A 12,132-nucleotide genomic window follows, 5' to 3' on the forward strand; every position below is an offset into this window, starting at 1 on the left:
TACAAGGGCTTGAGCCATGAGAATGACCCAAGGCAAGATCAACGAACTATTGAGTGAAACAGGTTGTGAACACAACCACAAAAAAAACCAAAAAAAGAATAAGTCATGCACTCAAGTCGCTCAGCCCGGAGCCGCTCAGGGAGGATGTGCTTTTGATGGAGCTATGATTGCGCTTGTTCCGATCGCAGATGTTGCCCATCTGGTTCATGGCCCGATTGCCTGTGCGGGCAATTCTTGGGGCAGTCGAGGCAGTCTTTCTTCAGGAGAGACGCTTTACAAGATGGGCTTTACCACTGATATTACTGAAAATGATGTCATTTTTGGAGGAGAGAAACGGCTGTACAAAGCGATCGCTGAAGTTCAACAACGCTATCAACCTGCTGCCGTCTTCGTCTATTCGACTTGTGTGACTGCACTGATCGGAGATGACTTAGATGCAGTTTGTCAGAAAGCGGCTGAAAAGTTCGGCGTTCCAGTTGTGCCTGTCAATTCACCTGGATTTGTTGGCAGTAAGAACTTAGGCAATCGGATCGGTGGTGAATCTTTACTCGACTATGTTGTTGGTACAGGTGAGCCAGAATATACTACGCCTTACGACATTAACTTAATCGGTGAGTATAACATTGCAGGTGAGATGTGGGGCGTGCTTCCACTCCTTGAAAAGCTTGGAATTCGAGTGCTTGCTAAGATTACCGGAGATGCCCGGTATAAAGAAATTACCTACGCACATCGAGCCAAGCTCAATGTCATGATCTGCTCAAAAGCATTGATCAATATGGGGAGAAAGATGGAGGAGCGCTATGGCATTCCTTACATTGAAGAATCTTTCTACGGTATTGCTGATATGAATCGATGCTTACGCAACATTGCAGCCAAGATCGGAGATGCGAACCTTCAAGAGCGAGTCGAATTACTAATCGCTGATGAAACTGCGAAATTAGATGAAGCTCTAGCACCTTATCGAGCACGCCTCAAAGGTAAGCGAGTTGTGCTTTACACAGGTGGCGTGAAAAGTTGGTCAATCATTTCCGCAGCAAAAGATTTAGGCATGGAAGTGATGGCAACCAGTACTAAGAAAAGTACTGAAGAAGATAAATCTAAAATTAAAGAGTTGCTCGGCAAAGACGGCATCATGCTAGAAAAAGGTAATGCTCAGGAATTACTCCGAGTGATTGCTCAGACGAAAGCAGACATGCTGATTGCAGGCGGACGAAATCAGTACACCGCTTTGAAAGCTCGAATTCCTTTTTTAGACATCAACCAAGAGCGTCATCATCCTTATGCAGGCTATGTCGGCATGATTGAGATGGCAAGAGAAATCGACGAAGCTCTGCATAGTCCTGTTTGGCAACAAGTCCGTCAACCTGCTCCCTGGGAAACTCAACGATTGGAGGTTTTGTAATGGCTGTAATCACGACTCCTAAAAAATCTGTAGCGGTAAATCCATTAAAGCAAAGTCAGCCGCTTGGAGCCGCGCTAGCTTATTTGGGACTGAAGGGTGTAATGCCGCTATTTCATGGCTCTCAAGGCTGTACAGCATTTGCAAAAGTGATGCTCGTTCGTCACTACCGGGAAGCAATTCCGCTCTCAACGACAGCAATGACTGAAGTGAGTACGGTTCTGGGTGGTGAAGACAATGTTGAACAAGCAATTTTGACTTTAGTTGAGAAATCTAAGCCGAGCATCATTGGACTCTGTACCACTGGGCTGACCGAGACTCGCGGGGATGATATGGATGGGATTCTGAAAAACATTCGCAAGCGTCATCCAGAGCTGTTTGATTTGCCGATCGTATTCACTTCGACTCCTGACTATAAAGGTGCATTACAAGACGGATATGCGGCAGCAGTGGAAAGCATTGTGACTGAACTTCCGCAACCGGGAGAAGTGCGCTCGGATCAAGTGAATCTTTTAGTGAGTTCTGCCTTCACTCCAGGTGATGTGCAAGAAATCAAAGATATGATCACAGCATTTGGGCTGACTCCGATCGTGGTTCCTGATCTCTCTGCGTCTTTGGATGGACATTTAGACGACTCTTATGGAGCTGTGACTGGCGGTGGAACGACTCTTGCCGAATTGCGCGAAATGGGCAGTTCTGTCTTTACTTTGGCAGTCGGAGACAGTATGACGAAAGCCGCGGAAATTCTGCAAGAGCGATTTGACATTCCGTTTGAAGTGTTCGATCGCTTAACTGGATTAGGTGTCGTCGATGAATTTATTCAATGCTTAGCAGATTTGAGCGGGGCTGAAGTGCCTGCGAAGTTCTCTCATCAGCGTCGGCAATTACAGGATGCGATGTTAGATACACACTTCTACTTTGGGCGGAAAAAAGTCGCGATCGCATTAGAACCTGATTTGCTCTGGTCTACAGCACAGTTTTTAGAGTCGATGGGCTGTGAAATTCAAGCGGCTGTAACAACAACAAAATCGTCCTTGTTAGAACAGCTGGCAATCGATTCAGTCACGATTGGCGACTTAGAAGATTTTGAGCAGCTAGCCGTTGGGGCAGATTTGCTCATCACCAATTCGCATGGAAAAGCAGTGTCTAAGCGACTAGGGATTCCATTGTATCGACAAGGATTTCCGATCTTCGATCGCTTAGGGAATGGGCAGTTTAGCAAAGTTGGCTATCAAGGCACAACGCAGCTATTGTTCAACATTGGAAACTTGCTTTTAGAAGTAGAAGAAGCACATGCTGCTGGCGCGTAGCAGCTTTAGTAAATTTTAGGAGTGATCATCATGAAGATTGCTTTTACAACCCAAGATCAAGTTCACATCAATGCTCATTTTGGCTCAGCCAGTAAGATTGATGTGTATGAGATTTCGGCAGATGGATATGAGTTTGTTGAGACGCTGAGATTTGGGGGTGACCTCAAAGAAGACGGCAATGAAGACAAACTTGCCCCCAAAGTAGAAGCCCTAGCAGATTGCACGATCGTTTATGTTTCATCGATTGGTGGCAGTGCGGCAGCCCGACTGATTAAGAAGCGCATTACCCCTGTCAAAGCAAAGTCAGAAGAAGAAGAAATTAACGATGTGCTGACCCGGTTGGTGCAAACGTTGAAAGGCAATCCACCACCGTGGTTACGCAAAGCACTCCAGCAAAAATCACAATCATTTGAAGAACTTGAAGCAGAGGAAGCAATTGTATGAGCGTTACAGAAGTTGAATCGACATTTGAAGTCGCAAGTAGCCCATTTTTGAAAGCGATCGTCAATCAAATCCGCGCCAATGATTCGTATGGAACTTATCGCGCTTGGAGTGATGAGTTGCTCCTGAAGCCCTATGTGGTCACCAAGGCACAAAAGCGTGAGATCTCGGTCGATGGCGAGGTTGACCCGATTACGAAAGGAAGAATTTTAGCGTTCTATCGCGCGATCGCAACTCGTGTGGAAGAAGAAACGGGGCAGCTTTGCCAAGTTGTGATTGATCTGAGTCATGAAGGCTTTGGTTGGGCGTTAGTCTTCTGTGGTCGGCTGCTTGTGGTTGCTAGAACCTTGCGAGATGCTCAACGGTTTGGATTTGACACGCTCGAAAAGACTGCGCTGGAAGGCGAAAAGATTGTCCAGAATGGCGTGAACGCGATTCAAAAATTCCCTGATGCAGCGAAAGGATAGAGCGATGCCAACGACGACCAGCGTTGAAGAACTCAAGACGCAAATCAAACGCCTCAATAGCAAAGCAGGCCAAATGAAAATGGACTTGCATGATCTCGCTGAAGGGTTGCCAACTGATTATGAAACCTTAATCGAAGTCGCAACTTCAACTTATGAGATTTTTCGAGAAATCCATGATCTCAAGCAACAGTTAAAGCAACAGGAGCAAGCAAAATGACGACGTTAACGCTGGCTGAGTTTAAGAACATTACCGATGCTGAGGCATATTTTGAGTTTTTTCAGCTACCTTATGATGCCAAGGTTGTGAATGTGAATCGGTTACACATTCTGAAAAAGCTCTCGCAATTTATGGCAGAAATTGATGCAAATTTCCCAGAGATTGATGATGCAGAGCGTTTGGCACAGTATCGAGATGCTTTGATCCAAGCTTATGAAACCTTCCTGACAACTTCGCCCTTGGAAACGAAACTGTTCAAGGTTTTCAATGAGAAGCCGAAAGGTGTTGTGATGTTGTCGGAACTATCAGCGGATTAAAGCTTCGCTGAGTGTGATCTCTCTGTCTTGCTAATCCAGATGCATTCAGGGGAATCAATAAATAGATCGGCGCAATTCACTTGAAGATAGTTGCTGCGTTTGTGTCTCGCCCTGAACTGGAAGTTCGGGCTAACAGTGCGAAGTGGGTTGAAACCCACTGAAGAAGACGTTGAGATTAGCTGTTAGTTCAGTTCAGTAGAAGACGTTGAGATTGGCTGTTAGTCCAGTTCAGTGGACTGCGCACGGTTAGCCCCGAATTCATTCCGGGGCGGGTGAGCAACGAAGCGAGAGGACTCGTCGAACTTCGAGAGGACTCTCCGAACTGATATTGAATCACGCCCATCTACTTACTTCTCCAGCCCGATAGATTTGATCCTCCCTAACCCTTGCCCTGTCCTTTTTGAATCTGAAGGTAACTGATCGTGTTAGACCTAACCCCTACAGAACTAGAACGCTATCGCCGTCAGATGATGCTTCCCGGCTTTGACGAAGATGCACAGCGACGACTGAAATCATTTACAGCATTAGTCACTGGAGTTGGCGGACTGGGAGGCACAGCAGCCCTGTACCTAGCAGTTGCAGGCATTGGAAAACTCATTTTAGTTCGTGGGGGTGAGTTACGACTCGATGATATGAATCGCCAAGTTCTCATGACGCATGACACTGTGGGACAACCGCGCGTGTTCAAAGCAAAAGAAACTTTGGAGAAAATCAATCCCGATGTCGAAGTCGAAGCAGTGTTCGACTATATTACTCCGGACAATGTGGATCACTTAGTTCGATCGACTGATATTACACTAGACTGCGCTCACAATTTTGCAGAACGGGACTTGTTAAACGAAGCTTGTGTGAGATACCGGAAGCCGATGGTAGAAGCGGCGATGGATGGCATGGAAGCTTATTTGACAACCATTTTGCCGGGGCAAACAGGCTGTCTTACCTGTTTGTTTCCAGAAAAGCCAGAGTGGGATCGGCGCGGCTTTGCAGTCGTGGGTGCAGTTTCTGGGACGTTAGCGTGTTTAGCAGCATTAGAAGCGATCAAGCTGATTACGGGGTTTGAGAAGCCTTTGGTATCTGAACTGTTGACGATGAATTTAGGACGATTAGAGTTTGCGAAGCGTCGGATTTATCGCGATCCGCATTGCCCTGTCTGTGGCAATCATGCACCTTGGCGGCAGCACGTTAGCCGATCGTTGGAATCACAACTTCGAGATTTGGATGTGCGATCGCATTTTCAACTTGTCTAGACCGATTTAGAACAATCAGGAGAATATTCATGACAGTTACTTTGACGGAAAGAGCAGAACTTCGCCTACGTGCATTCTTGCAAGGTACAGCAAATCCTTCGGATACAAAAGGCATTCGAGTTGGGGTATCAGATGGGGGCTGTAGTGGCTATCAGTACACGCTGGACATTGCGAATGAGCCGAAACCCGATGATGTGATTGAGCAGCAAGGGCGAGTCAAAATCTATATCGATCCACAGGCTGCTGCTTTGATTAATGGAGTCGTGGTTGATTTTGTAGAAGGTTTGATGGATAGCGGATTTAAGTTTAGTAATCCGAATGCGACAGATACTTGCGGGTGTGGACAATCTTTCCAAGCAGGAGATTGCACTCCGGCAGCGGTTCCTTGTAGTTAACTCACTCGATCTCACGATATCGCGAGAAATAGCAATTCGGCGAGATCTAAAAAACAATTGAAGTACTACTCTCTCAGAGGTTCAAATTATGGCTACTTACCAAGTTCGACTGATCAACAAAAAGCGCAACCTCGACATCACACTTCCTGTCGATGAAGATACGACAGTTTTAGAAGCTGCGGAAGAGGCAGAACTCGACTTGCCGTTCTCTTGCCATTCTGGCGCGTGCTCAAGCTGTGTGGGTAAAGTTGTCGAAGGAGAAATCAACCAAGACGATCAAACCTTCCTCGATGAGGAACAAGTTGCTAAAGGGTTTGTCTTGCTCTGTGTGACTTATCCTCGCACCGATTGTACGATTCGCACTCATCAAGAAGCTTACCTAGTTTAGTAGAGGACAGAAGAATGACAGGATTTACGATCGAAGGTTCCTCACTCAAGCTTCTAAAGCCTCAAGAACAAGGAGTTGTGAGTCGAATTGATAGTTCAAGAGGCGATTTTGTAGCTCAGAAATTACGATCGATGAACATCACTTTGGGAACAAGAGTGACCGTTGAACAGCGATCTCCTCGATTTCTTCTGAGAGTTGGAGCGGATCAAGTCGCACTCAGCGATCCGCTTCAAGAAGCAATTTATGTTCGGCTCAATCGATAATCTAGCTTACGAGGAGAACACAGTGGCAACTTTAACGAATGTGACGTTTGGTGGAACGGCTTGGATACCGCAGTTTGTACAATCCATCAATCAGACAAAATGTATTGGCTGTGGTCGATGTTTTAAAGCTTGTGGTCGTGATGTCTTAGCACTCAAAGCTCTGAATGACGAGGGAGAATGGGTCGAGGATGAAGACGATGAAGAGATCGAACGTAAGGTAATGACGATCGCGAATCGCGATAAATGTATTGGTTGTGAAGCTTGTTCGCGGGTTTGTCCGAAGAACTGCTACACCCACGAATCTCTGAATTAATTGTATCAACCGCATCAGCTTGCCCAATTGTACTCAGCTAAGCTCTGAATTCATTATCTTTCTAGTAGGAGTGAGTTTATGCAGATCAGTGCTCGTAATTCCCTAAAAGGAACAGTTAAACAGGTAGTTCCAGGAGCAATCAATACAGAGATTGTAATTGAGATTGCACCCGGAGTTGAAGTCGTTTCAGTGATTACGAAATCCTCAGCCGAGGGCTTAGCTTTAGACATTGGAAAAGCAGTGTATGCTGTGGTTAAATCTTCAGATGTAATGGTTGCGATTGATTAGAGTTGATTGATCCTTTATCGCTTCAATGATTCTTTAGCTAGTTTTAATCTTTTGAACTGTCTCATAGATCCTTCAGCATGGGATAGGGAATTGAAAGTCTTTCAGCCTACCTAGATTGAGTGGATTGTAGATTGAGCTGATTTTTCGAGAAAAATTTTGCTCTATATTTCCTAGTCAACGAATTGAGGTTCAAGAGTTAAAGAATCATTGAAATTCAGTGATCAATCAAAGATACTCTTTAAACATGTTCTATGACTTCGCCATGAATAGAAGACGATTCTTTGCTTTTGCATCGCTACTTCTGCTGTCCTGCACGATTGTAGTAGGTTGCCAATCCAAGCCTGCTGTACAAACTCCGGCCACTATTACTGTTTCAGCAGCAGCAGATCTGAAATATGCCTTTCAAGACTTGGCAACGCAGTGGGAACAGGAGACCGGACATAAAGTTGTCTTGAACTTCGGATCGACCGGGCAACTTGCTCAACAAATTGAACGAGGAGCTTCACCCGATTTATTCGCAGCAGCCAACAAATCATTCATTGAAGCATTAGACCAAAAAGGATTAATTCAGTCAGAGACAAAATTACTGTATGGTCGAGGTCGGCTTGTCATCTGGACGAAGCCAAATCGGGAATTAGCACTCAAAGATTTAAAAGATCTGACGCGACCTGAAATTCAACGTATTGCGATCGCCAATCCGAACCACGCACCTTACGGAGTTGCTGCTCAGCAAGCATTAGAATCAATTGGGATTTGGCAAGAAATTCAACCGAAATTAGTATTAGCAGAAAATATTCGTCAAGCACAGCAATATGCTGAAACGGGCAATGTTGATGTTGCACTCGTTGCTCTTTCTTTGAGTGTGCATAAATCCGGAAAATGGCAACTGATTCCTGAAGAGTTGCACAAACCACTTGACCAAATGATGGCAGTGCCCAAACGTGCTCAACATCCAGGACTAGGGCAAGAGTTTGCAAAATTCATTGATAGTCAAAAAGGAAGACCAACCATGCAAAAATATGGCTTCGTTCTACCCGGTGAAAAAATCGCAGCAGAATGAACCTCTCCCCTTATCTCTTATCAATTCAAGTCACGATCGTCGCAACTCTCCTAATTTTAATTGTTGGATTAGGTGCGGCGATCGTTCTTGCACGAGTTCGATTTCCAGGTGAAACGATTGTTTCGACAATTCTCAATTTGCCGTTAGTTCTCCCTCCGAGTGTTGTCGGGTTTTATCTACTCATGGCATTCGGTCGAGGTAGCCCAATTTATGAATGGTTCGGGATTGATATTCTATTTACTTGGCAGGCTGCCGCGATCGCATCCGCAATCGTTGCATTGCCGTTGATGATTGAATCAGCTCGATCGGCGATCGCATCGATTCATCCTGAGCTTGAAGCCGTTGCTCGAACTTTGGGATCTTCGGAATTAGAAGTCTTATGGCGTGTGACCCTACCGATGGCGAAACCTGGAATTCTAGCAGGCTTTATCTTATCGGTAGCAAGAGCAATGGGAGAATTTGGAGCCACCTTAATGGTTGCAGCAAGTATCCCAGGACAGACGCAAACGTTACCTTTAGCGATTTATGATGCAGTGCAAAATCAAGAATACGATCGCGCACATCAAATGGTTGCAGTGATGACCTTGTGGACATTTTTCTTGCTGCTCTGGGCACGTCGATTAGAACATTCAAACCGGAGATCTCGCTATGCCGTTGTTCGTAAACATCCAAAAACAACTCACGAGCTATCCGCTTAAGATTGCTTTTGATCTAGACCAGAACACACTGGGAATTTTGGGAGGGTCTGGCTCTGGTAAAAGCATGACGCTGCGCTGTATTGCGGGAATCGAAACACCCGATCAAGGGCGAATTGTCTTGAACGATCGCGTGTTATTTGATTCTAAGCGAGGGATTAATGTTCCGATTCGCGATCGCCGAGTCGGATTTGTGTTTCAGAACTATGCGTTGTTTACCCATTTAACCGTAGCGCAGAACATTGTTTATGGATTGCAGCATTTGAAACGGGCAGAACAGCGATCGAGATTAGCAGAACAGATGGAGAAACTCCATTTACAAGGGCTTGAGAATCGCTATCCGCAGCAAATTTCTGGAGGACAACAGCAACGAGTTGCATTAGCGCGAGCATTAGCAATCGAGCCAGAAATCTTGATTTTAGATGAGCCTTTTTCGGCATTAGATACTTATCTGCGAAGTCATTTACAAGAGCAGTTAGCAGAAGCATTAGCAACCTATTCAGGTACGACATTATTTGTGACGCATAACTTAGAAGAAGTATATGGAATCTGCCAGAAGATTTTAGTCATCTCAGATGGAAAGCAAATGGCGTACGATCGCAAAGAGGCAATCTTTGATCGACCAGAAACTTACACAGTGGCACAAATTACAGGATGTAAGAACTTTTCTCAGGCGCATCAGATTAGCGCGACTCGGATTGAAGCGCGTGAGTGGGGATGTCAATTAGATGTGGTGGAACCGATTCCAGATGACTTTGCTTGTGTGGGCATTCGTGCCCATCATTTGACGTTTTCAGACGACGCGAATCAGATGAATACGTTTCCTTGCTGGGTAACAAAAACACGGGAAACGCCGCATCGAACAACGATTTATCTCAAGTTAAACAGCCCGCCCCTGCATCCTATGGACTATCATGTGCAGGCAGAAGTCTTTAAGGAGCGATGGGCGATGGTGAAGGATCAGCCGTTGCCTTGGTTCGTGCATCTTGACCCGTTGCGATTGTTTATGATGCGATCGCACGACGTTGGGGGCGGCTAGGTTAAAAGCGTTTGAGCAAGTAGAATCAGCGAATTTAACCGCGGACTTCCTGCCAATATCGCGTCAGACTCTCCTGATTCTTGGCTAAATCGAGCGCGACAGGTTGAAGCGCGATCGTATCTACATTCAGCTCCTCCTGAAGTTGTTTCACCTTATCCTGACAGGTTTTCACACTTCCAATAATCGAATTTTGAATTAGAAAATCAGCATCAAACGGATTCGATTGTTGACTCAACTGAGTAAAGTTCTGAGCATTGCCACTACTCTCAATCCGATTTGCTAATCCCTGCATTCGGCTACTAAATTTATCAATAAATGGCAGAGCTTCACTGACTGCTTCTTCATCGGTTCGCGCGACATAGAAAAATCGAGCTAGCATCAATTTCTCAGAACCACTGGCATTTAACTGACGGTACTTCGCGAGTGTTGTTTTTAATTTTTGAATGGAGAATGGCGCACCTCCCATCAATCCAAAATTATGTTTTGCTGCAAACGCGATCGCATCATCATCGCCACTGGCGATCCAGACAGGCATCGGTTGTTGAACGGGTTTCGGATAGATAGTAACGCGATCGCATTGATAAAACTGCCCTTGAAACGACACCTCTGACTCATACAGCAACTTCCAAACTAGCTCCATCGATTCCAACGTTTTAGCCCTTGCTTCTGACATCGGAGTCGCAAAATGCTTGTTCTGCTCTGGAAATGGGCCGCCTTTTGCAATTCCAAAAGCAAATCGTCCCTGGCATAAGTTATCTAAGGTTGCGATATCTTCTGCGATTTGAATCGGATGATGGAATGCGAGTAAAACCGCAGCAGACCCTAAGTGAATTCGACTTGTAACCGCAGCTAAATGAGCGAGCAACGGTAAAATTGATGGACTGACATGGAATTCATCAAAATGATGTTCTGTCACCCAAGCTTCCTCAAACCCTAATTGTTCCGCATGTTGAACGATCGCGACTTGATCCGCGATCGCGCGTTGTGCATTCTGATGATAGTTCTCGTAAGTGCAAAAAAGGCCAGTTTTCATGGGGTTTCAGGGAGTTGGGCAGGAAGTAGCCAGTGCAATTCCAACCAGAATCGAGGCGCTTCTTTTTTCAATTTCGACATCGGATCGCGAATTAACCGATTTGCATTGATGCACACTGGATCTGCAAGTCCCATATAGCGAGAGATATGCCCAAATGCCTCCTTCTGTTCAGAAACCGTCTCAAACATGGCATTTGGGCAATAAATTGCAAAGTAGTCTAATCGGCTCGGAGGCTCTCCCCAATGAGCAGTGACTAGCTTAATGTAGCAATGACGCAACACCTTGCTCGGTTGAGGATAGGTACGCCTCATCAAATGGATAAATTCCTGCACCAAAAGGGGTTCCGATAGCATGATGATGCCGTCAGTCGTGGATATCACTTTATATCATGCACCTCAAAATGAGTAGGTTTAGTCTACTCCCATTAGAGTTATTAAACCTGTACTCAGCCCGATCATTTGGCACTCACAGCCTCGCGGTAGGACAAGGAGCAAGTATTTTTAGGAAGAGGGACAAGCATTTTCTACCGGATTAAATTGCTCCAACGGACAAGAGCAAGGTGTTTGTTCTAACCATTGAGTGCCCACTTGATGCAGGGCGATCATCACCGGCTGAATTTGACGACCCTTGGCCGTCAGAGAATATTCAACATGAGGCGGAACCTCTGCGAAAACTTGACGATCGATTAACCCATATTCTTCCAGTTCTCGTAGCCGAACCATCAGAGTCTTAGTACTAATTCCTGGCATCGCCGCTAACAGTTCATGCGTTCGACGGTTACCTGTAAATAGCTCTCGCAGTACTAAAATTGACCACTTATTCCCCAGGAGATCGACGACGAATTGAATCGGACATGTGACTTCAAGGCAATCTTTAGCGTTATCTATCAAATTCAACTTAGCGTTATCCATCAAATTCAACCTGGTGCAATCCGTCTCTATCTTAAACATCACAGTTGAATACACTGTACTATTCATCCTAAAAACTTAAGACTTTCTTTACAGTTGTACAAACCGCCGCTGGAGAGCGAATCTTTTACTTTCAGTTACTATGCGGTATTGGCTGTAATCACCTTGTAAATCGATTTCAACAGACTAGGATGAGGGTGTTGAGTTTTGCTCAATCGGGGACTGTCGAGTCTGGCAGTCTTTGTGCGTTCGATCTGACGAGGACTGGGAAATAATTTGCCGACCTATGTGTGATTTGGTGTTTGGGATTAGTCAAAAAATAGCGATGATTTGATGCCGTATTTCAATGGGC

General features: G+C 45.4%; 18 protein-coding genes. 15 read left to right on the plus strand and 3 right to left on the minus strand.

All coding sequences use genetic code 11. The features are described from left to right. Positions 1–22 precede the first annotated feature (22 nt). From nifE to ACMUEV_RS11200, 15 genes are all read left to right on the plus strand, one after another. On the plus strand, positions 23–1,402 hold the full coding sequence (gene nifE / locus ACMUEV_RS11130) for a nitrogenase iron-molybdenum cofactor biosynthesis protein NifE (RefSeq protein ID WP_199329701.1): 1,380 nt from the start codon (positions 23–25) through the stop codon (positions 1,400–1,402). Then, the gene (nifN, locus tag ACMUEV_RS11135) at positions 1,402–2,709 is read left to right on the plus strand and encodes a nitrogenase iron-molybdenum cofactor biosynthesis protein NifN (protein WP_190653239.1); all 1,308 of its coding nucleotides are present in this window, start codon (positions 1,402–1,404) and stop codon (positions 2,707–2,709) included. The genes nifE and nifN overlap by 1 nt, the downstream gene beginning before the upstream one ends. Before the next feature lie 30 nt (positions 2,710–2,739). Next, positions 2,740–3,153: a nitrogen fixation protein NifX gene (gene nifX, locus ACMUEV_RS11140; protein WP_017289019.1), complete on the plus strand. Its 414-nt coding sequence runs from the start codon at positions 2,740–2,742 to the stop codon at positions 3,151–3,153. Next, a complete protein-coding gene (locus ACMUEV_RS11145) occupies positions 3,150–3,617 on the plus strand; it encodes a NifX-associated nitrogen fixation protein (RefSeq protein WP_017289018.1) in 468 nt (155 codons plus the stop codon). The genes nifX and ACMUEV_RS11145 overlap by 4 nt, the downstream gene beginning before the upstream one ends. Before the next feature lie 4 nt (positions 3,618–3,621). After that, positions 3,622–3,834: a CCE_0567 family metalloprotein gene (locus ACMUEV_RS11150; RefSeq protein ID WP_026148744.1), complete on the plus strand. Its 213-nt coding sequence runs from the start codon at positions 3,622–3,624 to the stop codon at positions 3,832–3,834. Beyond that, positions 3,831–4,151 carry a nitrogenase-stabilizing/protective protein NifW gene (gene nifW / locus ACMUEV_RS11155; protein WP_017289016.1) on the plus strand — a complete coding sequence of 107 codons (321 nt, stop codon included), beginning with the start codon at positions 3,831–3,833 and terminating at the stop codon, positions 4,149–4,151. Before ACMUEV_RS11150 ends, nifW begins: the two co-directional genes overlap by 4 nt. 422 nt (positions 4,152–4,573) lie before the next feature. Next, positions 4,574–5,398, plus strand: coding sequence for a HesA/MoeB/ThiF family protein (locus tag ACMUEV_RS11160; RefSeq protein ID WP_017289015.1), 825 nt, complete (start codon positions 4,574–4,576; stop codon positions 5,396–5,398). A 29-nt stretch (positions 5,399–5,427) separates the two neighbouring features. Next, positions 5,428–5,793 (plus strand): iron-sulfur cluster assembly accessory protein, encoded by a 366-nt coding sequence (locus tag ACMUEV_RS11165; protein WP_190653238.1) that lies wholly within the window; start codon positions 5,428–5,430, stop codon positions 5,791–5,793. Positions 5,794–5,881: 88 nt separating this feature from the next. Next, positions 5,882–6,181: a ferredoxin FdxH gene (gene fdxH / locus ACMUEV_RS11170; RefSeq protein ID WP_017289013.1), complete on the plus strand. Its 300-nt coding sequence runs from the start codon at positions 5,882–5,884 to the stop codon at positions 6,179–6,181. 14 nt (positions 6,182–6,195) lie between these two features. Then, a complete protein-coding gene (locus tag ACMUEV_RS11175; RefSeq protein WP_190653237.1) occupies positions 6,196–6,444 on the plus strand; it encodes a FeoA family protein in 249 nt (82 codons plus the stop codon). Positions 6,445–6,466: 22 nt separating this feature from the next. Next, entirely contained in the window at positions 6,467–6,757 is a 291-nt protein-coding gene (gene fdxB / locus ACMUEV_RS11180; protein ID WP_026148743.1) for a ferredoxin III, nif-specific, read from the plus strand. 78 nt (positions 6,758–6,835) lie between these two features. Further along, on the plus strand, positions 6,836–7,045 hold the full coding sequence (locus ACMUEV_RS11185; protein WP_017289010.1) for a TOBE domain-containing protein: 210 nt from the start codon (positions 6,836–6,838) through the stop codon (positions 7,043–7,045). 262 nt (positions 7,046–7,307) lie between these two features. Further along, positions 7,308–8,105: a molybdate ABC transporter substrate-binding protein gene (modA, locus tag ACMUEV_RS11190; protein WP_242044776.1), complete on the plus strand. Its 798-nt coding sequence runs from the start codon at positions 7,308–7,310 to the stop codon at positions 8,103–8,105. Further along, positions 8,102–8,803 carry a molybdate ABC transporter permease subunit gene (gene modB / locus ACMUEV_RS11195; protein ID WP_190653235.1) on the plus strand — a complete coding sequence of 234 codons (702 nt, stop codon included), beginning with the start codon at positions 8,102–8,104 and terminating at the stop codon, positions 8,801–8,803. Before modA ends, modB begins: the two co-directional genes overlap by 4 nt. After that, positions 8,754–9,839: a sulfate/molybdate ABC transporter ATP-binding protein gene (locus ACMUEV_RS11200; RefSeq protein WP_190653234.1), complete on the plus strand. Its 1,086-nt coding sequence runs from the start codon at positions 8,754–8,756 to the stop codon at positions 9,837–9,839. Before modB ends, ACMUEV_RS11200 begins: the two co-directional genes overlap by 50 nt. 34 nt (positions 9,840–9,873) lie before the next feature. Here the strand turns inward: ACMUEV_RS11200 and ACMUEV_RS11205 are convergent, their stop codons facing one another. The 3 genes from ACMUEV_RS11205 to ACMUEV_RS11215 all read right to left on the minus strand — a co-directional run bounded on the left by ACMUEV_RS11205 (position 9,874) and on the right by ACMUEV_RS11215 (position 11,783). Then, positions 9,874–10,872 carry an LLM class flavin-dependent oxidoreductase gene (locus ACMUEV_RS11205; protein WP_190653233.1) on the minus strand — a complete coding sequence of 333 codons (999 nt, stop codon included), beginning with the start codon at positions 10,870–10,872 and terminating at the stop codon, positions 9,874–9,876. Continuing rightward, on the minus strand, positions 10,869–11,225 hold the full coding sequence (locus tag ACMUEV_RS11210) for a hypothetical protein (protein WP_348251525.1): 357 nt from the start codon (positions 11,223–11,225) through the stop codon (positions 10,869–10,871). The genes ACMUEV_RS11205 and ACMUEV_RS11210 overlap by 4 nt, the downstream gene beginning before the upstream one ends. 147 nt (positions 11,226–11,372) lie before the next feature. After that, complete coding sequence (locus tag ACMUEV_RS11215; RefSeq protein ID WP_017289004.1) at positions 11,373–11,783, minus strand: winged helix-turn-helix transcriptional regulator; 411 nt, start codon at positions 11,781–11,783, stop codon at positions 11,373–11,375. Positions 11,784–12,132 lie beyond the last annotated feature (349 nt).

Source organism: Leptolyngbya sp. FACHB-1624 (genome assembly GCF_047649235.1).
Lineage (GTDB): Bacteria > Cyanobacteriota > Cyanobacteriia > Leptolyngbyales > Leptolyngbyaceae > Leptolyngbya > Leptolyngbya boryana.